The organism is Thalassobacterium maritimum, assembly GCF_031127805.1.
GTDB lineage: Bacteria > Verrucomicrobiota > Verrucomicrobiia > Opitutales > Coraliomargaritaceae > Thalassobacterium > Thalassobacterium maritimum.
Genome location: NZ_JARXHW010000008.1, coordinates 71,564 through 96,143, shown reverse-complemented (window position 1 = coordinate 96,143; position 24,580 = coordinate 71,564). Strand labels below are relative to the sequence as shown.

At 49.1% G+C, this 24,580-nt stretch carries 21 protein-coding genes; 16 read left to right on the top strand and 5 right to left on the bottom strand.

What is annotated here, in order from left to right:
- Positions 1 to 4: 4 nt before the first annotated feature.
- Entirely contained in the window at positions 5 to 2,323 is a 2,319-nt protein-coding gene (locus QEH52_RS05455; RefSeq protein WP_308949083.1) for a hypothetical protein, read from the bottom strand.
- A 337-nt stretch (positions 2,324 to 2,660) separates the two neighbouring features.
- On the opposite strand from QEH52_RS05455, the gene QEH52_RS05450 reads away from it, so the two are divergent.
- From QEH52_RS05450 to QEH52_RS05375, 16 genes are all read left to right on the top strand, one after another.
- Positions 2,661 to 2,966, top strand: coding sequence for an STAS domain-containing protein (locus QEH52_RS05450; RefSeq protein WP_308949082.1), 306 nt, complete (start codon positions 2,661 to 2,663; stop codon positions 2,964 to 2,966).
- A 37-nt stretch (positions 2,967 to 3,003) separates the two neighbouring features.
- Positions 3,004 to 4,101: a hypothetical protein gene (locus tag QEH52_RS05445; protein WP_308949081.1), complete on the top strand. Its 1,098-nt coding sequence runs from the start codon at positions 3,004 to 3,006 to the stop codon at positions 4,099 to 4,101.
- A gap of 15 nt (positions 4,102 to 4,116) precedes the next feature.
- Entirely contained in the window at positions 4,117 to 5,322 is a 1,206-nt protein-coding gene (locus QEH52_RS05440; protein ID WP_308949080.1) for a glycosyltransferase family 4 protein, read from the top strand.
- The gene (locus QEH52_RS05435; protein WP_308949079.1) at positions 5,319 to 6,479 is read left to right on the top strand and encodes a WecB/TagA/CpsF family glycosyltransferase; all 1,161 of its coding nucleotides are present in this window, start codon (positions 5,319 to 5,321) and stop codon (positions 6,477 to 6,479) included. Before QEH52_RS05440 ends, QEH52_RS05435 begins: the two co-directional genes overlap by 4 nt.
- A complete protein-coding gene (locus QEH52_RS05430) occupies positions 6,476 to 7,633 on the top strand; it encodes a glycosyltransferase family 4 protein (RefSeq protein WP_308949078.1) in 1,158 nt (385 codons plus the stop codon). The genes QEH52_RS05435 and QEH52_RS05430 overlap by 4 nt, the downstream gene beginning before the upstream one ends.
- Before the next feature lie 28 nt (positions 7,634 to 7,661).
- A complete protein-coding gene (locus QEH52_RS05425) occupies positions 7,662 to 9,653 on the top strand; it encodes a GumC family protein (RefSeq protein ID WP_308949077.1) in 1,992 nt (663 codons plus the stop codon).
- A gap of 5 nt (positions 9,654 to 9,658) precedes the next feature.
- The gene (locus QEH52_RS05420) at positions 9,659 to 10,669 is read left to right on the top strand and encodes a polysaccharide biosynthesis/export family protein (protein ID WP_308949076.1); all 1,011 of its coding nucleotides are present in this window, start codon (positions 9,659 to 9,661) and stop codon (positions 10,667 to 10,669) included.
- A complete protein-coding gene (locus QEH52_RS05415) occupies positions 10,666 to 11,742 on the top strand; it encodes a polysaccharide biosynthesis/export family protein (protein WP_308949075.1) in 1,077 nt (358 codons plus the stop codon). Before QEH52_RS05420 ends, QEH52_RS05415 begins: the two co-directional genes overlap by 4 nt.
- On the top strand, positions 11,739 to 13,250 hold the full coding sequence (locus QEH52_RS05410; protein WP_308949074.1) for an oligosaccharide flippase family protein: 1,512 nt from the start codon (positions 11,739 to 11,741) through the stop codon (positions 13,248 to 13,250). The genes QEH52_RS05415 and QEH52_RS05410 overlap by 4 nt, the downstream gene beginning before the upstream one ends.
- A gap of 145 nt (positions 13,251 to 13,395) precedes the next feature.
- Complete coding sequence (locus tag QEH52_RS05405) at positions 13,396 to 14,250, top strand: DUF4114 domain-containing protein (protein WP_308949073.1); 855 nt, start codon at positions 13,396 to 13,398, stop codon at positions 14,248 to 14,250.
- Positions 14,244 to 16,196, top strand: a complete 1,953-nt coding sequence (locus QEH52_RS05400; RefSeq protein WP_308949072.1) for a tetratricopeptide repeat protein — start codon at positions 14,244 to 14,246, stop codon at positions 16,194 to 16,196. The genes QEH52_RS05405 and QEH52_RS05400 overlap by 7 nt, the downstream gene beginning before the upstream one ends.
- Complete coding sequence (locus tag QEH52_RS05395) at positions 16,189 to 17,004, top strand: archaeosortase/exosortase family protein (protein WP_308949071.1); 816 nt, start codon at positions 16,189 to 16,191, stop codon at positions 17,002 to 17,004. Before QEH52_RS05400 ends, QEH52_RS05395 begins: the two co-directional genes overlap by 8 nt.
- A 34-nt stretch (positions 17,005 to 17,038) precedes the next feature.
- A complete protein-coding gene (locus tag QEH52_RS05390) occupies positions 17,039 to 17,509 on the top strand; it encodes a hypothetical protein (RefSeq protein ID WP_308949070.1) in 471 nt (156 codons plus the stop codon).
- Positions 17,478 to 18,095: an exosortase-associated EpsI family protein gene (locus tag QEH52_RS05385; RefSeq protein WP_308949069.1), complete on the top strand. Its 618-nt coding sequence runs from the start codon at positions 17,478 to 17,480 to the stop codon at positions 18,093 to 18,095. Before QEH52_RS05390 ends, QEH52_RS05385 begins: the two co-directional genes overlap by 32 nt.
- A gap of 20 nt (positions 18,096 to 18,115) precedes the next feature.
- Positions 18,116 to 19,060 carry a sigma-54 interaction domain-containing protein gene (locus QEH52_RS05380; protein WP_308949068.1) on the top strand — a complete coding sequence of 315 codons (945 nt, stop codon included), beginning with the start codon at positions 18,116 to 18,118 and terminating at the stop codon, positions 19,058 to 19,060.
- Positions 19,057 to 20,202 carry a glycosyltransferase family 4 protein gene (locus QEH52_RS05375; protein ID WP_308949067.1) on the top strand — a complete coding sequence of 382 codons (1,146 nt, stop codon included), beginning with the start codon at positions 19,057 to 19,059 and terminating at the stop codon, positions 20,200 to 20,202. Before QEH52_RS05380 ends, QEH52_RS05375 begins: the two co-directional genes overlap by 4 nt.
- 31 nt (positions 20,203 to 20,233) lie before the next feature.
- Here the strand turns inward: QEH52_RS05375 and QEH52_RS05370 are convergent, their stop codons facing one another.
- From QEH52_RS05370 to QEH52_RS05355, 4 genes are all read right to left on the bottom strand, one after another.
- The gene (locus tag QEH52_RS05370; RefSeq protein WP_308949066.1) at positions 20,234 to 21,121 is read right to left on the bottom strand and encodes a hypothetical protein; all 888 of its coding nucleotides are present in this window, start codon (positions 21,119 to 21,121) and stop codon (positions 20,234 to 20,236) included.
- 230 nt (positions 21,122 to 21,351) lie between these two features.
- Positions 21,352 to 21,966 carry a uridine kinase gene (gene udk / locus QEH52_RS05365; RefSeq protein ID WP_308949065.1) on the bottom strand — a complete coding sequence of 205 codons (615 nt, stop codon included), beginning with the start codon at positions 21,964 to 21,966 and terminating at the stop codon, positions 21,352 to 21,354.
- Complete coding sequence (locus QEH52_RS05360; RefSeq protein WP_308949064.1) at positions 21,963 to 23,342, bottom strand: O-antigen ligase family protein; 1,380 nt, start codon at positions 23,340 to 23,342, stop codon at positions 21,963 to 21,965. The genes udk and QEH52_RS05360 overlap by 4 nt, the downstream gene beginning before the upstream one ends.
- A complete protein-coding gene (locus QEH52_RS05355) occupies positions 23,335 to 24,576 on the bottom strand; it encodes a glycosyltransferase family 4 protein (protein ID WP_308949063.1) in 1,242 nt (413 codons plus the stop codon). Before QEH52_RS05355 ends, QEH52_RS05360 begins: the two co-directional genes overlap by 8 nt.
- Positions 24,577 to 24,580: the final 4 nt, after the last annotated feature.

Below are 24,580 nucleotides of genomic sequence, written 5' to 3'. Positions count from 1 at the left end.
GGATTTATTTTGATGTCTCCTCTTCACGTTTTGCCTCAGTTTCGGCGGCTCGTCGTTGTAATTCCTCTTGGATGCTTTGCAAATTTTGCGTCGCGATTTCGTTTTGCGGAAACTCATTGAGCAATGACTGACAGAGGTTTGTGCGATTGTAGATTTCATCTTTTTTCGCCAACGCTTCGATCAAATGCTCCATTGAGTCCTTCCACGCGAGGCGTACTCGTGGGGAGCCCGTCTCTTGTTGCATTAGATTGAGCAGCAATTTTTGTGCTTCATCGTGTGAGCCCGTTTCGTTGAGGCGTAGCGCATAGCACTCACGAGCGATGGCAGATTGTGGCACTGCTGTGTAGGCCTGTTTCGCGAGTTCGAGTGCTGTTTGTTGTGCGTCTTGATCGGATTCTTTTTCAGCCAATGCAGCGTAGAGTTCGGCTAGGTTAACTAGAACGGGCACTGAATTGGGCGCGAGTGCCAACAATTTGCGATAAATTTTAATCGCTGGGGCCTCGTAGTCACTGGTCGCGAGCATATTCGCCGCGCGGTAAAGTATCGCCGCATTTTCCGAATTGGCGGCCCAACTTGCGCCCTGTGCAAGAGGCTGCAGGAGCGTGTATATTTTTTCACGATCGTTCGCAATTTGTGCGAGTTCTGCTTCGGCGAGGACCGCGAGACCTATTAAAGCAGTGTCTGCTTGCGCTTGCAGTGATGTTAAGAGTGCAGATAAGTTGGCTGAGAGTTGATTGCGCGAGCAAAAGGCAAGATACTGAATCAATACTCTACGATCACTTGGGTTTTCCTGATAGAGTGCTTCGAAGGCCTGCGTGGCTTTTGCGAGCTCGGGCATCGATTCCAAGGCCGCGATACGTTGGAGCTGTGCGGAAACATTGCCCGGGATCAGTTCCAGTAGCTTCTCTGCAGCGGCTTGAGCCTCGGAGAAGTTACGATTTCTCAGATGATAATCAGTGGCGATGGACCAGAGCCTGGGCTCGCGCGGGTACGCTTCAAGTGCTTGGTCGAGATCCATGCGTGACAAAACCTGCTTCTGCGCGGCATCTCCGACCTGTGCGAGCGTAAATGCCACATCTTGAAAGTCTCGTATGTTTAGAAGCTCCGAAAGATGTGCCGCCTCGGTCAAATTATTCTCAGTAATTAGCTCCATCACCAGTTCTTGAATCATGGGGACGAATTTTGCTAAGCGCTCATGCGCATCGTAGGGAAACTCAGACAAGAGGGTCGAGATCGCTTTGATATCTTTGCGTTGAACTGCATCATAAAAAGTCAGCATTTGCGCAATCAAAGTTACAGGCATTTCATCCCCCATCGCTTGAAGTTTCGCCGACACAGTCGCAGCATCATTTGCCTCATAGGCGAGCAATGCATCAATATAATACCCCGTCAGGACATCCACTCGCGCTCCGATGCGATAGCGTTTCGCGAGCTCCTGTAGCTCATCTATTTGTTTGATCGCGACTAGCGATTCAGCATAGCGAATTGATTCAATTGGTATCAATTCATCGACGAGTTCCCGGTAAAGATCGGCGGCTTCTTTGGATTTACCTTGAATGTAGTAGAAATTGGCGAGGCTGATAGTTCCTTGCTTGGGACTGAGCAAACTGCGGCGCTCAAGGTAATCTTGGGCGCGTGACATTTCGCCACGGCCAATCGCGTCATTAGCTAAGTTGTAAAGTGCGATGAGAGCGATGGCGGCATCTTCAGAATTTGCGAGCGCTTCGAAGCCAGAAACTTGCTCAGGTGTCATTGCTGCTGTATCTTCCAGCATGAGCTCGACCAGTTTGAGCAATGGGGTGTCTTGCGCGTCAGCTTGTGATAATTCGCTCATCATGAGCTTCGCATCTTCAAGTTCTCCTGCATTTGCATGCACCAATGCCATGAGTAAGCGATGTCGATCAGTCTTAAATGGCTGAGCGGTCGCGAGTTCCTCGCGGAGGAGCTCAAAATTGCCTGCCCGTAGGTGCGCGCTGAGCGCGTGCTCGAAATACTCGGGTTTAAATGCATTTAACTCAGCTGCACGCGACCATAGAAATCCAGCTGCTGTCCAGTATCCGAGTTTCTCATTGACCGTTGCTAATTTGGCGACCACGTCCTCATTATTAGGGTCCGCCACAATCGCAGCTTGAAGTCGTTTACTAGCCAGTTCCCAGTTTTCACTTTCATATGCAGTGATGGCATCGTTAAAGTCTTCTAACTGTCGGTAGTTTTTAGTGACGAAATAGATGACCGCCCCCATTGCACTTATAACTAGCAGCAGTAATACTACCAGTAATAGCATTTTTGCTCCGATGATCCCTTTCTTTTGTTCTGCTAGCATAAATATTTCCTGTGGGTCCGTCCCTAGTGGATTTGTTAAGTAATTGCTTCTTCCATCACTAATCAATCAGAATGTTACCATAGCATGGATTGAGGTGGTGTTCCTTCTTCTGAGGGGGGGCAGTCGTTGACTGCTGATTTGACATCGGGTGCGGGTGTTGAACACCAAGAGCATCTCTTGGATGTAAATAAAAAATAAAAGCACCTGCCTACGTCATTATACTGCCGACAGTCTAATGGGTATCAATCATTTTCCCATCGACGACACTCGTAGAATTCATTTTAAGTTGCACTTAACATCGCACAAATTAACCTGTCGCCAATTATTTTACATAGCTATGATTAGTACCGTATTTACCGATGAAATACTTGAGGTCACCTTGTCGGTGGACGCCTTGGATGCATCTAATGCCACCGAAGTTAAGACAGCCTTGCAAGGGCTCAGTTTAGAGGGGCGAGAGCGAGTTGTAGTCGACATTTCACAGGTAAACTTCATCGATAGTTCTGGCATCGGTGCCTTGCTGTTTTTCTATAAGCAAGTCGATCAAAAGCTGACTTTACGTCGACCCACCCCAACGGTATTGAGCGTCTTGGAGTTGCTGCGATTACATCGAATTCTAGAGATCGAGCCTGAGTCAGCCTGAATGATTTCAATGCCCTTATATAGACTCGCTTAAACACATGCCCACTGCCCATTCAACAGCGGTGCCACTCCCTGACTCTCTGAATGCTGCATTGCAGGCGCATTTTGAGCGTACGCGGGATTTTTTTTCTAAACTAGGCACAGCGAGCCCTGAGGCAATCATACTGGGCGGCGGCTATGGACGGGGGGAAGGCGGCATTGCGACGGATGCTCAGGGTGCGCCCGCCTTTTTTAATGATCTCGACTATTTTATTTTCACCTCAAAGCCAAACGACCCCAGTCTGAATGAGGCCGTGCATCGCTGGGAGCGTGATGAAAGTGCAATTCTAGGCATTGATGTTGAGGGCAAGTGCCTGCCGCAATCCGACTTGGACGCAACGCCAGGCTCCATGATGTTTTATGACTTGGTGAGCGCGCATACACAGGTCATGGGACGAGAGCACTATCTTGAGCCTTATTTGCCTTTAGCGCAGGCGGACCAGATAGCGACCATTGAGGCGACTCGTCTGCTTTGGAATCGTGGCTCTGGTTTGTTCTTTGCCAAGGCAGACTTGGCCGCGGGCAAGAATCTTAGTATTGTGCATCGTAATCAGGCCAAGGCTAAGCTCGCCTTGGGCGATGCCTTGCTGACGATTCGAGGCAAATACCGTCCCTATGTAAGGGAACGGCAACAGCAACTGCAATCGGAAGTAGGGATCGACCCGCGCATCATTGCGCTGCACCAGGAGGGCACTGCCTTTAAGTTAAAGCCGACCTCTACGCCACACTTGGAAGAGCTGCAAACGACACAAGGCCTGCTTACGGAGATCTGGCGGGCTTGTTTCCTCGAGGTGGAGAGCAAGCGACTCGGGCAGACTTTTCACAAGCCCACGGACTACACTCAATATCGTGGTCAACTGTTTCCAGAAACAAATATGGGCCGAAATCTATTACTCGCACTGCGTGATCAGTTGAAGCGTGGCGGGCATCTCGCGCCCAGTTATGATTATCCACGCGGCGCATTGCAGCGTGCATTATTAAGTTTGTTGTCCGAACCGACGGATTTTCACGCTGCTAGTAAGTTTATGCGTATTTCTTTGAAAGATCTCTCTACCGCCGCTCAGCAATATACGCGTTGGTGGAGCTTTTACAGCTAACACACTTCACTCAATATGTCCGACAAGCCACGCGCATTTTTATTCATGCCCTACATTCCGTTCCCGGTGGACCGGGGCACGTATCAGCGCGTCTATCATTTATTTGTCGAGCTGTCAAAGGCCTACGATGTGGACCTCGCTTGCTTGCAAGAGGATCCGGAACGTGACATGGCCCCCTTTGTGGCACATACGCGCCGACGTTTAGCGATACCTTTTCAGAATGCACCTTGGCAAAAACTATTTCCAGAGCGCTTGCTGAATCCATTGCCTACGACGGTGCAGCATTGGCAGGTAGATGGAGTCCTGCAGGCACTGCAAGAATTCGTGGCTGACGAAGACTATGAGCGCGTAATTTTCATCGATTTGGTATTGTGGCCATACATCAAAGAGCTCTTCCCCCAACATCCACATATAGTGATGGACCGCAGTCGCGTGGATTGGCTCTTTCAAACCGAGGAGCTGAATACCTTGCCGCTGGGCTTGCGTGATCGCTTGCTGCGCAAGGAGAATCTGCGTAAAATCGCCCGCCTTGAGCGCGAGGCCTATGCTGCCATCGCGGGCATGATTGTTTGTGGCTGGGATGATCGAGATTTTTTGCAAAAGCATTTGGGTGAATCTGAAAAGATTTTTGTACTCGCGAATGGCTTTAATGAAGTCTTCTTCGATGCAGACGCGCACCCGCGTCAACTCACGCCGGCCCCGAGCTTTCTCTTTTGTGGTGCATTAGATTATTCGCCGAATGTGGATGCGATCAATTGGTTTGCAGAGGCTATTTGGCCCTTAGTGCACGCCGCCATGCCCGAAGCGATCTGGCGTATCATCGGCAAGTCGCCTGACGCGCGCTCCGAGGCTTGGGCGCGCTTGGAAGGTGTCGATTTAGTGGGGGAGGTGCCCGATGTGCGGCCATACTATCAATCGAGCTGGGCGCAAGTAGTGCCCTTGCGCATTGGTGGAGGCACACGACTCAAAATTGTTGAATCATTGGGCATGCGTTGCCCGGTTGTGTCGACGACACTGGGGGCGCAAGGTCTGGATTTACCCCCTGAAGAATCGATCTTACTGGCTGATGAGCCGCAAGCATTTGCAGATGCTCTCATACGGGTGCTACAAGATTGCGAGCTTAGGCAGAGTTTGGAGAGCAATGGTTTGAAGGTTGTTCAGGAGAACTACCGCTGGGAACAGCTCGGTCTTAAATTAACCACTTATTTGAAAGCGCTATGAGCCAAACAGAACGCAAAGTTGCCTTTCTCTTGGGCTTACCTTTTCACGTCATCACCATGGAGGAGACGATTGAGGATGCCGTCCAGACAGTCGAGGCGGAGGAACCTAGCTATTATATTACCGCCAATGTCGATTTCATCGCGCAGGCATACGACAATGAGCCACTAAAAGATATACTTTTTCATGCAGATCGAGTCGTGTGCGATGGTATGCCGTTAGTTTGGCTCTCGCGCTATTTTCATCCGGTCTTACCAGAGCGTGTGGCTGGCTCCGACATGGTATTTCACTTGTTCGAGCAAGCGGATCAACGTAGCTGGAAAGTATATTTCCTGGGCTCCGATACCGCGACTTTAACTCGCTCAAAGGCTATACTAGCCGAGCGCTACCCAAAAATGGAAGTCGTGGGCACATTTTCGCCGCCCTTTGGCAGCGTAGATTCCTGGCCAAATGAGGACATTATGGCTGATATCAAAAAAACACAGCCGGACTTATTACTGGTGGCTGTAGGTTGCCCGAAGCAAGAGTATTGGATCTCGCAGCATTACAGAGAATCGGGCGTGCCACTCTCGATTGGTATTGGAGCTTCGCTGGACTTTATTTGTGGCACCCAAGTGCGCGCACCCAAATGGGTGCAAAAGACCGGCATGGAGTGGTGTTGGCGCATGTTGAGCGATCCGAAGCGCTTAGCGAAACGCTACGCCAAAGACTTTTATTACTTGATCGTGCTGGCAAATCGTCAGCGCAAGATCACTCGTCCATCAAGTTCGAATAAGACCCGTGAGCTTGCCGATCGGGTCGTAAGCCACGAAGTGACGGCTGCTGATGCTCAATGGCTAAGTTGGTCTGGAGCCGTTGAACGTAGCGTAATCGAGTCTATGGCCATGCCTAAAGAGCGCTCTCAAGCGGTCTTTCTGGACCTATCGAGAGTCAGCTTCATGGATAGCTCTGCGATCGGTCTTTTAGCTAAATTAGCACGGGATGCGCGCCAAGCAGATGTTGCCTTTGGAATTATACAACCCTCTAGTGTGGTTGTGAAAATTATTGATGCGATGCATTTATCAGCTCAATTCCCGAGCTACCCGGATACAGACGCAGCACTCGCCGCTTTGCGAGAGAGGCGTGCGTCAAGCCGCAAACATTCAAAAGTGAGCACATGAGTCAGCGTATTAAAATACTATTATCGGCAGGTATGATCCAGAGCGGCTTATCTGGAGTGGGGCGCTACGTGGTCGAACTCGCGAATCGTATGCGAAGTTTCGATACGATTGACTTACACATCGCTGGTTTTGACGCTGATCGCGCTCTTTTTCCTGATTTCGACGATGCGCATTGGTTATCCATTCCGGCATCGGCTACTTCGGGAGTCAAAAATGTGCTCTGGCACCAAGTTAAGTTACCCCGGCTGTTGCGGCAGCATGGCTATGATCTGTTACACATTCCAAGCTATCGTCGTATCGTGGCTTGTCCTAAGATTCCGCAGTTAGTGACCATTCACGATTGTGCGCCTTTTCGTTTGCGTGACAAATACGGCCTGCTGCGTGGCTTATTCGGACGGCAGCTCTCTCCGTGGCTGGCGCGTCGCTGCAATGCTGTGATTTCAGTCAGCCATTTTACGAAGCAAGACTTAGTGAAATTTTATAAACTGCCCAGTGAGCAGATAGAAGTCGTCCATAATGGCTTGAGTCGCGACGTATACTGTCCACAGCAAATAGAGGACTTACGGACTTTTCGTGCCAAGCACGGTCTGGAGCAGCCTTATTTGATCTATGTGTCACGCTTGGAGCATCCGGGTAAAAACCACGTACGTCTGATCGAAGCGTATGAAGACTTTCGTGATAATACAGAGCAAGCGATTCAATTAGTATTGGGAGGCGCCCCTTGGCATGGCGCCGAGGTGATCCAAAAACGCGTCGCGGATTCACCTTACGCGAAGGATATTCTTTTGCCGGGTTTTATGGAAGAGGCCGAGTTGCCGCTCTGGTATGCAGGAGCAGAGGCCTTGGTTTTCCCTAGTTTAATCGAAGGCTTTGGTTTGCCCGTGGTGGAGGCATTAGCCTGCGGGGTACGTGTCGTTAGTTCTGACAGTGGTAGCTTGCCGGAAGTGGGCGGTGAGGCTGCGATCTATTTTGATCCTGAGTCGGTGTCGGGGATGACAGGTGCTCTGGAAATGCTGTATTCAGAAAGCTCAGAGCAGATACAGCAGCGCATTGAACGTGGACTCAAACATGCTAGCTTATTTGATTGGGATATAGCTGCAAAGCTAACTTGCCAGCGCTATCGGGATACGCTTAAAGTGAAAAATCCAGCATAATCATAGCTTGATTGAGTTTACCTACTAAATGAGTCTACCGTCGCGAGTCACTACAGCCACCTTTCGATTTCCGATCCCGATTGATCCGCTGCGCCTACTTTACGGTATTCGCCAGCGCTGGTTATGGTTTTTTGTCTTTTCAATCGTGCTTAGCATCTTGGGCTGGGTGGTCGGCAGCTTTGAAGCCGAGAATCGCTATTCTGTGTCTTTGCAGCTGATCAAGTCAGAAGTGGCCAATACAGTGCAAACGAGTCTGTCGGGCCAGGCCTTTAAACCGCGTGATTTGAGTGACGATACACTACTGTCGACTACATATTCGACCGCTGTCCTCAATGGAACTGCGATGCGACTCTCACCTGAGCGTACTGCTGGGGAAGTGAAGTCGATGGTTGAAATTGTAAAACAGAAGAATACCTCCTTGTTCTACTTGACCGCCCATTCACGTATTAGTGCGGAAGATGCGGTGAATACGGTGAATATTTGGGCCGACGAAATTATACGCTTCACCAACCAATTGCAGCGCGAAGAGGCGCGTCAGATGGAAACTTTTATTTCCGATCAGTTGGACTCCATTGAGTTACAATTACAGCAAGTGAACCGGCAAATTCTAGAATTTGCGCGCAAAAATAATTTTGTGGATGTAGACCAACAGACACAAACCAGCCTGGCAGCTTTGGAGCAGACTCGTAGTGGTTTGGCAAATGCACAAATTTCGCTCCGAACCAAAGAGGTGCAAATCGCTCGTTATCGACAAGAGTTACGCGCACAAAGCCCATTAGAGGCAGATTTGAAGAAAAAGCGCGAAGAGCTCACATACCTACGGGGGCGCTATACCGACGAAAACCCGATGGTAAAGGAGAAGCTCTACGAAATTGAATATATCACTAAGCAGCTCAGTTCGGTCGACACCGCAAATGTCGAAGATCTTAAGAATTTTACCGGGAGTGATTTGGGCGATAATTTATACCTCGAAATTCTTGCACTCCAAAATGAACGCACAGAGTTAGAAAATTTAGTTGAGGATCTTTCGCTTCGTCTCACACAGCGAGAGGCAGAAGTGGCCGACTTGCCAGAGAAGGCATTGCGACTATCCGAACTCAAGAGTCGCCGCAATTTACTCATCGACGCGCAAGGCTTGTTGGAGAGTCGCCACAAAGAAGCTGCGTTTTACGAAAGCAAGGCGCCCGGCTATTGGCGGATTTTTCAAACTCCGAGTCTGGCTGAGGTGTCGGTGAGCTCTCAGTATGTTAAAGCCTTTCTATTAGCTTTCATTGGATTTGTAGTAGGTCTGATGTTGGCACTCATGCTCGCAATTATTGGGGAACTCTTGCAAGCGACCTCACGCACGCCCTTGGAGGTCGCCATCGCGACTTCGACACTCCCGATCTTTAATTATGTTACAGAAGACTGCCCGAAGACAACATGGTGGATGCGTCGATTATTTCCTCGGAGTGAACTCGATTATAATGAACATGCACTGAAGGACTTCTGGGTCTCGCATGCCATTTCGGGCGAGGGTGCGGAGCGCAAGCGCTTTCTCTTTGCCCACACTGAAGTCGACTCCAATGAGCATGTATTTTGGAGCGCCTTATTGGACCTCTTACATGCTGAAGGGCAGTCGGTAGCCTTCTTCAACATCGACCATGCGCCCAGCGATGGAATTGAGTCCTTGCGGACACATCCTGCAGTCAAGCATTGGACGCGCACCTTGGATACAGTTACTGAACATGAGGATGAGGAATGTTTAATCTTTGTTCGCTTGGTCGACTCGCCAACAGTGCAGGATGTGCGTATTTTACGTCAAATGGATGCATATTACTTATTAAACTCGCCGAGCATTTCTGGGCGTGAAATCACTCGAAATAAGAGTGATTTAATGCGAAAATTGCTTGGTGCTGCAAATGGTATGCTGATCTTGGATGCGGCTGCAGATCGCACGCTTTCTCGTATTATAAAGTGGATCGAACTTACTGTGCTCAATCAATGGGCCAACCGCTTGCCGTCGAAAGAGGAATCATGATTCGCATGCGATCGATTTTCGTCATTATTAGCAGCTTGGCACTATGGGCCTGGCTCACGGGCGCCTATGCCCAAAGCGAGGTTTCTACAACCACCGCCCCAGTGTCCTGGCGTGAGCGCTACACGCTCGGACCGGGCGATGTAGTCGACATCCGTTTTTACGGGAGCAGTGCCTTAGACCGTGCCGGATTGCGCATCGCCCCAGATGGCACCCTGAGTTACTTGCAAGTAAACAGCTTATATGTCGATGGTCTATCCATTGATGAATTACGCAGTAAGTTGGAGCAAAATTTACGTAAGTTTCATCGCGATCCACGCTTAATTATTACGCCAGGAGAGTTAAATAGTAAGCGCTACGTCATCCTTGGGAAAATCATGGATAAGGGGGTATTCACACTGGATCGCCCCATTACCTTGCTCGAAGCGATTGCTCGCAGTCGAGGCATTGAAACAGGCCTCTTTGAGCAATCTACAGTGGAAATCGCGGATATGGATCGATCTTTCATTATTCGCAACGGCGAACGCCTGGATGTAGATTTTGCAAAGCTGTATTTTGAGGGGGATCTATCGCAGAATGTATACCTGGAGCCTCGCGATTATATTTACCTAGCCTCCAATTTATCCAGTGAATACTATGTTTTCGGTTCGGTCTCTACGCCGGGTGCGCAAGGAATCACGAACCGAGCGACGCTAGTTTCTGCGATTACTCGTCGTAAAGGTTTTACAGAAGGCGCTTGGTTAAATCGTGTGCTAGTGATCCGTGGCAGTATGAGCGATCCCGAGCTTTTCATAGTTGATGTGAAGTCCATCTTGGCCGGACTGGAAGCCGATTTCCCCTTAGCACCTGGCGATATTGTGTATGTCAATGATCGCCCTTGGTACAAAGCAGAGCAAATTTTAGACACCGCGATGCAAAACTTCCTGAGTAGCGCGACCTCAACTTGGGTGGATGCAAATGTGCCTGATGCGATTGCCAACCCTTGGCTTGATCGTACCGGATGGAGGGATTCCGAATGATTCGTATCGCAAGCATTTTACTTTGTTTTTTAAGTTTCTGTGTTTCCGCCTGCCGACACACCCAACCGATTGATACCTTTGATCCGCGTGAACCTGCAGATCAAATGACGCAGGAGGAGATATTTCAATCCGTGCAAAAGCCTCGAACACTCACCGCGGCTGAATTACAGCCGAGTGTTGAGCCTTACAGAATCGGGGTGGGCGATTGGTTGGAAATTGAGATTACAGGTATCGCAGGCACTCGTTCACGCACTTTTGTGATGCCGGACGGGCGACTTTATTACGATCTCGCTGGTGGGATTCAGGCCGATGGATTGACAGTTCAGGAGTTGGGACATGCCTTGGAACAAGCCTTACGGCGTGATTATACCAGCCCAAGCGTAAATGTAACACTACGCGAAGTGCGCAGTCGCCGCGCGTGGTTGCTTGGACGCTTAAACAAGCCTGGTCTATATCCTTTGAGCCAGCCCACCACAGTCTTAGAAGGTATTTCATTAGCAGGCGGCTTGTTTTCTTCGCGTCAGAGTGGCTCTACAGAGGAGTTGGCTGATCTCGGAAATAGTTTTGTACTACGTAACGGAGAAGTTCTACCGATTGATTTGATGGCTCTGATCAAAGAGGGCGACATGAGCCAGAACATCTATCTGAAAGATGGTGATTATGTTTATCTACCTTCTTCGTTATCACAGAATGTGCATGTGCTCGGGGCAGTGATGCAACCACAGGCGATTGGCTATAAAGACAATTTAAATCTCGTCGCAGCGATGGCCAAGGCAATGGGCCCCAGCCGGGATGCTAATTTGGATAAGGTATTGATCATACGCGGCTCTCACTCTGCGCCCAAGGTTGCAGTTGTAGATTTTAAAGCAATACTCGCTGGTAAGGCAACCAATGTTGAACTTAAACCATTTGACATTGTTTGGGTCCCGGATCGACCTTTTAAAATATTAGAACGTTACTTCTGGGTGGCATTTAACTCTGCGGCAACGACGATTGCGGTGCGTGAAGGTTCTAACTCTGTCGAAACGATCGATGGAGTCAGCCCTGGTATTTCTTTTCCTATTGGCCAATGAGTGTAATCAATCCAGTCGAAACACCAATTTGGAAGCGGTATTTTTGGCGCAATACTGCGAGTAATTATATACGCACCATCACACGCTTACTGCTGGGTGTGATTCTATTTCGTGTCTTATTTAGTGGTCTATCAGAGGCGGAGTTTGGATTTTGGTCTTTGCTGTGGTCATTGTTTGGCTACGGTATTTTGCTCGACTTTGGGTTTGGTTTTACCGCTCAAAAAGCGGTTGCAGAAAAAAGCGCGACAGGAGAATGGGAAGAGTTAAGCCGTCTGCTCAGCACTATGCTTTGGACCTTCGTGGGACTCGCCACCTTGCTTGGGCTGTTTTTTTTGGCTATCCGTGGGCTGTTTCTTGGGGCAGTTGAAGTACCAGATGCGGAATATAGCATGTATAGCCTGTCCTACTTCATCTTCTTTGCGGGGCTAGCGCTGACTTTCCCTTTTGGATTATTTCCTGAGGTCTTGAGAGGGCTACAGCGGATCGACATCGCCAATTGGTTGAATACTGGCTCGGTCGTGCTTAATTTTATCGGCATCTCACTCGCGCTTTATTTCGAAGCAAGCTTTCCGGTCATTGTATTAGTGAGTGTGGTCACCACTTTGTTGCCTAACGTGGGAGCGCTTTTTGTCGCGATGCGGCGTTTGCCCGAAGTCTCGCTCTCGCCTCGCTTGTTTGAATGGCGGGTCGTGAAGTCGCAGTTGGGCTTCTCCATCGCAGCGTATTTGATTACCTTCAGCAATCTGTTGATGGCTAAGAGTGACCAAGCGGTGCTAGGTTTCACCATGGGAGTGGGCGTGATTGCGGCCTACCAGGCGGGCTATAAGGTTGCTGAAATGTTGAACCTGTTCACGCGTCAATTGCAAGATGCGCTCAGTCCCGCAGCAGCTCAGATGAATGCCTCAGGTGATAATGCTGGGCTGCGCGAACTGCTACTAAAGACCTCGAAGCTGACTTTCCTTATTACCACGCCTTTGTATGTACTCTGTGCTGTGTATCTAGAGCCGCTGATTCAATTGCTAACTGGACTTGATCAGATCGAGCGCGACACCTTCCTAGTGGGGCAGATTCTACTTTTCGCTGTCTTTTCTTCGCAACTGACTAATAGCTGTGCGAAGCGGATATTGATGATGTGTGGCTATGAAAAGAAGCTGCTCGGCCTCTCCTTGCTGGATGGCTTGTCCAATTTGTGCATCAGTATCGTGCTGGCATTGAGCTTCGGTATCGTGGGCGTCGCGATCGGCACATTGATCCCCACACTTTTAGTCGGTTGGTTATTGGTGCTTCCCATGGCACTCAGATATCTCGATTTGGGAGTCTTGAAATACACCAAATTCATACTTAGCGGGGCCACGCCACTCTTGCTCTTTGTTCCTTGTTTATGCGCTACGATTTACTTTATCCCCATGCCTGCTGAAGGGGGCTTTGTTGCACTTGCCCTGCGGGGGGGGCTATCTTCGATTCCTGCCTTTGCTTGGATTGCATTAAAAGTTCGCAAACTGATGTAATTTTTGCATGGTAGCCCGTAAATATTACTCTAGAGCGTAGGGTAACTTCAAAATGAATGTCTTATTTTTATTTAATCTGCTGCTTGGCAATGGCTTGCGACTTTCGGTCAAAAGTTGGCATGCCCTTAGCTAATAACATTTCATTATGAAAAACATTTTTAAACTCATTCTCGCAAGTAGCCTCATTCACCAATTTGCTATAGCGCAAACTGAGTCGAGCTTTCAAGACAGTGCACGTCCCTTTGGTCTGGATATCGTAGGTCCTGTAATGGAAGCAGAATCTGACGAAGCGTCTGCGACTTTTCAATCTGAGGACTTGCCGGGGTTATTAGATTTTGCGAGGGAAAATCTGAGTGAAACTCAGGTATTAACAGATATTGCGGCGATCTCACTGGACCCTGAATCACTCTATTTACAAAATGAGGCAGCTGTTCGCGTTTATTTCCTAGCCGAAGGTGCTGGCTACCGAAATACCCTAGGCTACACGGTCGAAGATGCCACAGGTAGTGCTTCTTCAAAACTTCTGATCTTTCCCGATGCCTCTTCGCAAGATTCATTCATGAACCCTGCATTTATCAACAATACCGGTTCAAACAGCATCACTCGTAGCAACGATACACCGCTCGTCTCAGGTGACTTCGTAGATTTAGGTATCTTTGATGCCGGCTCGATGGTGGATTTCTTCTTAATCGCTAATGGAGCCAACGGTGGCAGTCATACTTATACTGCCGATGCCACGACAAACCCGGATTTGCTGCAACACGTCGTCGCCTTTGCGATTGAAGATAGTCCTTACCTTTTGATTGGATTTGAGGACCTTTATAATGGTGGAGATAAAGACTACAATGACATCGTCTTTGCGGTCGATATCGGATCGATGAACGTGGCATACCTAGCCAACCCAGAGCCTGCGTTTTGGATGATGATGGCGGTACTTTGCCTTGCGGGATTTGTTACGCAGCGTAGACGCAGTGGCGAAATACTATCGAATTTATGCTGAAGCGAATTCTTCCATCCCTTTGCCTCGCGTTTGTCCTGATAGGGGGCAGCGCGTTTGGCGTATATGCGTATCTCAAATGGGATGCAAATGCTCGCTCCAAGGCTTGGGATCTCATTTATAAGAATGCCTCTGAACTGCTAGAGCAGGGACAAGCTACGCAGGCTCTAGAGCTACTCAATAGTAATTTCAACCCAAAGCAAGGCGGCTCCGCTCAGCAGAAATGGCCGGCTCTAATGGTGCAAGCTGCGATTGAGAGTCATGCTTATTTGCAACTGGAGTCGCTTGTTGCCAAGTATCCAGCTGTATTATTGGAAAATGAATCGGCAGCACTATGGTGGATTCGGGCTCAAATGCACCTGAATGCGCCAGAACTGGCAGCCAAACTGAAAGAACAGTGGCCTGTTGAACGACGTCAGCAAGCCATGCGATGGCGCTTACTTAGGGCCGACGAGTTGATGCGTGCAGGTGAAGCAGAACGTGCGCTCGATGAATTGCGGGCATGGCAAGGGCAGGGCAATGATGAGGTTAATCGGCAGCTACGCATTGCCTTACTCTCGGAAACAGACAATAGCGCGATTATCTCCGCACTGCAAGCGGCCTACACCGCGGCCCCTCGCTCGCCGGAAGTTCGAGCAATTAGTGGAGAGTTCCTAGAGCAGATGGGGCGTATCCCACAGGCTCGCCGCAGTTACATTGCAGCCTTTTTGCTGGATGCGAAGAACCCACTTTATGGACACCTTTTAGCGCAGTTTTATTTAAGGACTGCCGCATTACCACAAGCGATTCAGACTTGGAGAGACAGCTATGAAGCCAGTGGAGATCAGCGAGCGTGGTGGCAGGTCTGGTTCTGGGAACGAGTCACGCGCCCGCGAGGTGAACCGCTCAAAGCAGAGGTTGCCGAGTGGTGGGGTGGAATGACTCAGATGCTTGAAGAAACTCCCGCAGAGGCATTTTTATCGGCTGATTTTTTAGAGAAAAACCTTCGTTCACCAGCGATACTCTCCAATAGTGAAGCCTATTATTGGTTGTGGAGTTTAGAGCTTATTCGCACACAAAATGAGGCTGCGGCCTTATCTGTATTACGTGAGATGCCTCAGGGTAACTTTGAGATCGCAGCAGAGATGAAAGCGTGCTTATTAGCCTTGCTGGAATGGCGGGTCGAAGGGGCCTGGCCCAGAGGCGTGATATTTAATGATAACCCGCGCGTGCACCGTTGGCTGCGCTTTCTTCAGAACTATCGCCCGACAATGCCCCCGAATTCTGAAGAACCATTGGGTCGAATGGAGGCATTTTTAGCGTCAGACTATGCGATTAGTTCTATTCTACTTGCGAATGGATGGCTGGCAGCCGCGGATCGAATACTGCCAGGCTCGGTTCCAAATGCTCTCTATGCAGAGATTCCGTCGCTTAATTGGCTCCCCTATGCGGATACGAAAGCTCAAGCTGTGTTACACGGTAGTGCTGCTGGCTTGGCCCGTAGTCGCGCCTATTCTGATGAGCCGGCGGTGAAAGGACTTCGGGGTGAATTATTACTCGTAGATGGTCAATCAGCTGCGGGGATTGAGGAATTGACACAGGTCATTGAAACTGTGGGCCCCGTTGGCTATCGAGCTGCTTACTTAGTCTCTATGGCTGCTTTAGAACAAAAAGATTGGTCACGCTTGGAGCACATTTTCTCGCAGCGGAAAGATCTCGCGAATTCAACTTCGGGTAAGGAATTACTGGCACGCGCAGCCCTGGCAAAAGGGGAAATTGCTGATGCACAACGCATCTACGATAGCTTGGGCACTGACTCGGTGGAAGGCTGTGTTTTTAGATATCGTACGGCAATAGAACGTGAAGATTATGATGCAGCGCGTGCAGTGCTCGGTATTTTATTAGACCTGGCGCCAAATGAACCAATCTTTCGCGAATGGCTCAAGGAGTTAAATACGCGTGATGGCTGAGTCTCGTAACCGTCCCCCATGGGCCACCTACTTACTCGGCTTGATGCTGCCTGCGATCTGGTGGCTTGATTTAACTTGGTGGCATTTGTCGCCAGATGTCGTCATTATTGTCGCTTTAATTCCCTTGGCTTGGCATCTCGCGCGGCAGAGCATGCGCTCAGCTCAGATCACTCCAGTTCGCATGCCTTGGGTCTATGCATCCGTAGTGAGTTTAGTTTGCGGAGTATTATTGAACCAAATGTTTTTGATGGCGAGTGGTTGGGCCGGACTGGCTGTGCTTTTTTGCTTCCCTAGTAGTTTGATTCCAAAGGTACGCTTATGGATCATGTGTGTCGGCGCATTTCCATGGGTCTTACTTGATTTGACTCCCTTGAGCTGGTGGTTTCGCCTGAGTGGTGCTGCGCTGACTGGCCAATTATTCCATGCTCTGGGTAAGGATGTCGTGGTTCACGGTACGCTGCTAGAGATTGATGGCTTACCCATTTCAATCGAAGCTGCCTGCGGCGGAATGCAATTACTACAGGTGCTCATGAGCGGGGGAGTGGCGCTCACGCTCATGCGTTACCCGCAACGCACGCTATTTTGGGGAATGCTAGCGCTATTACCCTTGCTGGCTTGGACCGCAAACACAGCTCGTATTATTTTGATTTCGGCGTGGGGATTAGCCTTTGGAGCTGAAAGAGCTGCAGGTGCATTTCATACTTGGGGTGCGCTTTTAGTGCTCGGTATCTTGCTGACTTTGTATCACGCACTCAGCCTCGCATTAGAGGCAAGTTTCAAAGTGGAAGGCGAGATACATGATCGCTAACAAGCATACGTATTCGTTAGTGAGCCCAAGTAGTATGCTCTGGGCCGTCATTACCATGACGGCGGTCGCACTCAGTCGTCCTATTGTATTGGCTTGGATGCATGATCCGAGTCTACGCTGTGGTGGCGTTTCATTTCTGTTATGGATCTTAGCAGTTGGTTTACAGTGGCGGAGATTCCCATCGGTATGGCCGAAATACAAGATGAGTTTAGTCATTTTAGCGAGTATCTCGCTATGTTTGGGCATTGCCGGGGAGCTACAGGCGATGATTTATTTGGCTGGAGCCATCTTACTCTCCTTGCCGATTTACGGTTCGCGCTCTAAGATTTTATGTTTTATTTTTATGTCTAGTCTTTGGATGCCAGCTTTGGCATGGTTGCTCTATCCATACTTAGCTAATTGGTTTCCATGGCTTACACTCTCGATTGCGGTCATTTTATTTATCTACAGCTTGTCAGTAGCAATTATTCATTATGCGTCAAAACCAAGTCATAGTTCTACTTAGCGCGCTGCTCTTGCTGATACTTGCAGCAGGCTATATGCGCACATTGGAATTAGAAGATGCTTCAAAGCGAATCGCACTGTTTCCGCAAACTGGACCTGGTTTTACGGCGCGCAGTGTCGCTTTGACTGACTTTGAGTCTGATATGCTCGGGGAAGCCTCCGGATATAAGTGGATTTATACTTGGAAGGGGCTGCGCTACGCGATCACCATTCTCGATGGAACGCATAATCGACAAGCAGTTCATGATCCTCGCTACTGTTTTCGTGGGGCTGGTTGGCAAATCGAGACGGATGAAGTGATTTCACTGGCTGGTGGTAGCGCACGTAAGCTCAGTTTGAAAAAGCCCGCGGCAAAAAACATGCTGCAAGACAGTCGTGAGGTCCGCAGTGAAGCCTTGTTTTTTTATTCAAATGGCGAACTTGTTTTTGATGCACCGTTGGAGTATTGGTTGCGGGCCACATTGAGACGATGGCTACGGACTTATGGCGGGGACGAACCTGTTTTGATCATGATCCAGCCTCTTGATGCGGGTGTTGGCATTTTACCAGCCATTCACGAATTCCTTCCGATGCTTCCGATGCCATGAGTCCAAATGAAGATATTTCTATGCAACGCTTCGAACAAGAGCTGCCCGGTGCTCGCTTTGCTAAATTGCGCAAGCAGTTAGTACGCATCGCTGCGAGTGAGCATTCACTCTTATTGACTGGCCCTTCGGGGACAGGCAAAAGCCGTTTAGCAAAATGTATGCACGAGTGCAGCGGACGTAGTGAGGCTGCCTTTGTTGAAATTAGTTGTGCTAGTATTCCAGCTCCACTCTTGGAGTCGGAACTCTTTGGCTATCGCAAAGGTGCCTTTTCGGGTGCTTTCAAAGATAAAAAAGGATTGTTCGAAATGGCGGACGGCGGCACTTTGTTTCTAGATGAGATCGGAGAAATGCCGATGGAGTTACAACCCAAACTATTGCTTTTTTTACAAAACCAGAGTTTCTTCCCGGTCGGTAGCACGGAGTCTGTTAAAGTGAATGTCCGCTTGATGTCAGCGACGAATCAAGAGTTAAAAGAGGCGATGTTGGCAAAGCAGTTCCGGCAAGATTTGTATTTTAGAATTAATGTATTTGAAATTGAATTACCGGCTCTGTGTGATCGTCGCGAAATGATCCCAGTGCTCGCTGTTAAGTTTTTGGCCGATGCAATGGGTGAAGAAGCCTTGCCCCAATTTTCAGATGTCGCGCTCGATCAATTACTGAAATATGACTGGCCGGGCAATATTCGAGAACTGCGTAATGTGATGCTGCGTGTTGCGGCCTTAGTGGACCCCGAAGAGACTGTATTGCCGGAACACTTACCTTTATTTGCGAGCGCTGAGACGCCCCAAGACAGTCATGTGCGCGAAAATCCCTGGTCAGGGCGCACGCTCGCAGAAATTGAGCGGGAGGCCGTGCGCCTCGCTTTAATTGATAACGATGGCAAGCGTGCAGCCACTGCCTTGCAATTAGGTGTCAGTGAAAAAACGATCTATAATTTAATTAAACGCTATCAAATAGAAGCATGAGTTTACCACGCTTATTGGTGATTGACGATAACCCTGACTTTGGTGGGCATCAAGTGATGGCCGCCTATGCGATGGAAGGTATCGTTGCTTCAGAACAATGGGAGGTCCTGAGCTTACTGCATCCCGACAATCATAAGAACCGCGAACGGCTTGAATCGATCCAAAGCAAGTATCAAAATGCGCTTTTCGACATTGCGCTTGCGCACACACGGAGTCGTAAGTTTCAAGCATTGCGACGCTATGCCGAAGGGGCGGCTTTGCGCGGATTGGCTCAACAAATTTCGTCCTTTAAACCAGACCTCATTCTTGTCATCCAAGGGAATATTGAGCAGTGCTGTTCAATATTTCGCTTACAAGGTAAATTACCATGTCCACTGCTCAGTTATATTCCAGTGCCGCATCGTCACGCTGAAATGGGGGCTAAGCTAGGGCATCTGCGGGACTGGAGCTGTCGTAGTCTATATTCGGTACCCGACGGGTTTATTACTATCTCTAAAACCTTAGGCGACATGCTAGTTGCCTATGGGGCACAAGGACGTATTCAAATTGTAGAAAATGGCATACCGCTGGAGCCATTTTTGAACCTGCCAACCAAGTCCGAAGCTCGCCGACAATTCGAATTACCAATCGACGCCTTTATTTGGGGACAGATTGGGCGTATTGAATTCAAACAGAAAGGGCAGGACTGTGCTCTAGATTTGTTTCTGAAACGTAAGCAAGAACACGTTGACGAGCATTTAGTTTTTCTTGGCAGTGGCCCCGACGAAAGCGCACTAAGAGAACTGACCGCCCCCTATCCAAACGTCCATTGTCTGCCTTGGACGAATGAGCCCGCTTCGCTCTACGCTGCCATAGATGCACTGCTTATGCCCTCACGCTATGAAGGGGTGCCACTGGCAATGCTTGAGGCACTGGCGAATTTTGTGCCTGTAGTGGCGACCGATCGCGATGGTATGTGCGATTGGTTACCAGCAGCATGGCGTTTCGCTTATCGCGATCTTGCTGGCGGAATCAATGCGATGCAGGCGGTGCGCCATGCAGACGAGATCGAGCTGGAATCACTTAAAGCGCGTATTTGGCAGAGGCACAGTGTGGCCGACTTTCAGCAGAATTTTAACCAGGCCCTGCTTGAGTGGCTTTAGTTGGTTTGGAGCACTCTTAATTCATAACGAATTAGCTGCTTGCTTGGTGACTGCGGTAACGACGCATCAGTAAAGTGACCACGAGCATACTGACTCCAAATAAGAGTTCGCGCCCCTCGCTCAAGCGCCATGCAGGATGCTGCCAAAAGCCCATAATAACATCATTGTCATCGAGTAAGACACTCACAAAAGCGACGGGCACCAGTAGTAAAGGGGCGGCTGGCATCGACATGCGATCCAGTACGTATCGTAGCTGAGGGTAAAAGTGCTCGAAAACCGGACGAATGCCAAAATAAGCTAAGAAAAACAGTGTCAGTAAATTATTGATCCAATAGCTGCCGATATTGTGAAAATTGAATTCTCCTTGAACATTGGTTTCCATCAGTGCCTCTGGAGTCTCGAAGCCGATCCAATGCTGCCCCCAGCTAATCTCCTCACCGGCTGCGACAATCAGTAAAAAGCCAAAAAACAAACCAATCGCACTAAAAAACTTACCGTCTCTACGCCAATCCCTTAACGCCATGGGCATCAGTAGGACACCTGCGACTAACAAGCAGCCTGCTTGAATGCTTTCGATGACGCCATTCTCCCACGCCAGTATTGAAAACCAGCTCGTGTCTGCATAGTGGAAACTAATATATATGGTGAGTAACACCAGGCCGACAGCTGCCCAAAGTGCAAGCGTTGCTGCACGCATCCATTTTCGATCTTGAGAATTCAGCTGCTTTAAAGGATCACTCCAGTTTGCATAATCAGACTCAATCGCCAATCGTAGCTCCGATTGACGCATCCAGTTCCAAACAAGAGAAGCGAATAGAAGTGTCAGCCCACACACTACAGCTAAGAAGCGCCAAACCTGAATTTCGGTCACGGTGTGAGATTCTAAGACCCCGTCGCTGGAGAGTAAGGACGCTGCCAATTTAGGAGTGAGAATGAAGCCGGCTACTAGACAAATTAGAGACGTTATGCGTATGATGTTTAGAAGACTTATTCTCATCGGAGTCATCGCCCTCCTGAGCGACCAGTATGAATTGACGACCGCACTGACTGAAAGTGAGTCTAATAGTAAAGATCAATATTTCTCTATTTGTTAACGACAAGTAAAAAAAATAGACGGAAATCGTTAGAAATCAGTGGATGTTTGCTGATTTATGTTCGGATCTGGTGCAAGTATTCTTGTATCAATTTCAATTGGCTTACAGTTGATTCACAGCCATTTAATACCAGATGTGCGTTTCGGCAGCAGGGGCGAATGTGCTTTCTATTCGCGGGGCGCACGGTTGCGTTGAACTGCTGGGTAATACACTCTTGAGTACGTCCCCGCGCACTGATGTCGCGTTCGAGTCGCCGCTGAAGTGCGAGCTCATCATCTATATCTACGAAAATCCGTAGTGTCGCAATCTCATTGAGGGCAGGGTAGCAGAGTGCAAAAATGCCTTCAGCGATAATAAGAGGAGCCGGTTCAATGATCTGCGTCGAATCTACGCGTAAATGTGTGTTAAAATCATATCGTGGCATGTGAATGTGATGCCCCGCGATGAGGTGTTGCATCTCTCGGAGTAGACGCTCACTTTCCCAAGCATTAGGCTCATCGAAGTTACGTTGTGCCCGTTCAGCTGGACTTAGGTGTCGTAGGTCGCGGTAGTAATTGTCGAGGGCCAGTAAGCGGGTTCGCTTTTTGTCAAGCGAGTGGTAGACTGCCTGCGCGAGTGTTGATTTACCAGAACTGGACGGACCAGAAATAAGGATGAGCTGCGATTTCATTCAGTTTTCTTGGAAGGAGAATTTTGAGATTTGATAGTATTCGCCTTGGGAAATCGGAGTATCGCACCGAGTAGTCCGATGTAGGTCATCCAGAGCGCCAAGTTCTTGGTTTGGGTCAACACTCGTTCTAAGCTGCTGTGAACATAAGTGATACCAAAACCAACTAAAATTCCAACCGCGATGGCTGCCTCTAAACTACCACGTCTGAAGATGATCAAGGGAATCGCTCGCCCAGTCACTACAATGATAAACAGCATATATGTCAGGTAGCTCAACCATCCTGTTTCCGCTTTTAATAGCCAATAGTGACTCTCGACTACGCCTTTAGCATAGTCGTAGTCGACCTTTTGCCCGCGGTCGCGATTCCAATCGTCTATCACATCCCCATACGGGTAGGGGTGGTTAATTGCTTTGCCAAAATTATTCCAACCGACGCCGAAAGGCTTATCGGTCACCATGGCTTTCGATGCGAGGTTCATCATGTCGCGCGTCTCACCACTGGTGTCATTGCCCTCATCGTTAAAGCGCGCGATAATTGTATCTGCTGTCATGGCTAACACCAGACTGCCTCCCAAAGCCATCATACTTACAGTCAGCATGCGGCGTACCGAAATTCGATCAAAGAAACCGACTGCAACAATAGCAATAGACCCCATGGCAAAAAAAGCGAGTGCGGCACGTGAGAGCGAGGCGATTACAATGATGCTAGAGCAGGCATAGGCGGTGAAATAAAAGAGGCCTCGGGCCTTACTGACTGCAGGTGACATAGATGCAGCCAGAAGTGGAAGCGCCGCCATGTAGGTAAACATTGCGAGGGGATTTTGGTGCTCGAACAGGCCCCTGACTTGATAAAATCCATCGATCCATTTCATCTTGGCCACGATCACAAACTGATACATTAGCATCACAGTAATGCCTGAGAGCACAACATGTGCTTCGCGTCGGCTGCGCACGTAGTTAGCGAGTGCATACACGATCAACCAAACCTTGATATGCTTCAGTAAACTCATACAGACATAGTTGATCTCCAGAGCGCTAAAAATGGAGAGGCTACTGGCGCCCACATATAGAAACCACAGTATAGTGCCCGTCGGGAGCCAGATGAACTTACGTTTGGAATTAAATAAACTCGAGAAGATCAAGCTAATGGCAACGACCTCCATCATCGTAAACTCATAGCCTTTAGTTACGCCACGATACCATTCTATCGAGCCTAGCATGAGCACCGTAGTGTCGATTTTTAGCCCCAATAAGAAGAGCAGCACATACATCGCGAAATCCTCTAAACGACGTGCTTTTGACAGTATTAAGCCGGCCAGAGGAGCCACGATGAAGTAGCCTCCGAAAAGGATGACTGCTTTTATGATGTCAATCATGTCTTAGCTCAACGGCACGCTTTAGTATGCCCTCGATCGTATCTGTCATGACTTCTACTGTGAAACGTTCTTCGACTAGTTGCAGTGCAATGCGGCTCATGTTTTTTCCGTTATCAGGCAATTCTAAGAGGCGCATGATGGCTCCTGCAAGTGAGCTTGGCGAGGCGGCCGAAAATTTCAGAGCATTATCACCGTCGTGTAAGAGTTCTGCGTCGCCCCCGTCGGGGCACATGATGACCGGGAGGCCTGCTGACATTGCTTCCAGTGGTGTCAATGCGAAGGGCTCCCCCCAGTTGCTGGAAAAAATATAGGCATCGTACTGAGCGTACAGACCGCGCATTTCGTCATGCGTGGCCGACTTCAATTTTACAAATTCCTCCGCCTTTGCTTTGGTAATCTCGTGCTTTAAGCTAGCGACAAATTCCGCTTCCCCCCGACCGTAGATATCGAGCGTGAGTGCTTCATCACAGCTTTGCCGTGCGCGTAAGAAGCCCTTTAGGGCAGTCATTGGATCTTTGTCCTCTGCTAATCGCCCAACCCAGAGGAATTTGCGTGCAGGCGTGTATTCAGTCTTACGAAGAAAGCGCTCGGCTTCGACACCGCAATAGGCGATTTTTCCATGCGAGACTGGGTAGCCTTGTTGGGCGGTGGTGTCGCGCATGTAGCGACTACAGAAGTATATGTGTTTAAACTGCAAGGAGCGTACCGAAGCCGTGGGTACTTTAGCACTTATAGCCTTACGTAATCCAGTGATTGTAGCAACGCTGCGCAAAGTTTTACGCATGATTGAGCCTGAATCGTTCCACCAGGAAAGCCATACATCGGCTTTTAAACTACGTGCGATCCAGTGGTCGGAGATGTCATAAACTACCGGACGCTTCGCTTGCTCCAATGTGTGCAATAGAGATTTACTAATGCCTCCCATATTCCAAACATGCACGACATCGGGCTGTAGCTCCTCAATCAATGCCTGCATGGCTTTTTGGTTGGCCTGCTCCAGAGGGTAGAGCTGATGGATCGGCAACCAAGGGTGCCCATAAAAACCATGCACCTTTAAACGGCGAAAAATAGCCTTCTCACCGCTGGCATCACGCCCCTCCACGGAGTGGTCTGAGGTTAATACATGAACCGTATGCCCGCGTGAGCGGAGTGCGTTGACAGTTTGCATACAGCGCTCTTCATAGCCGCCAATACCATGAGGCGGATAGAGATTGGAGATAACTAGGATATTCATAAGC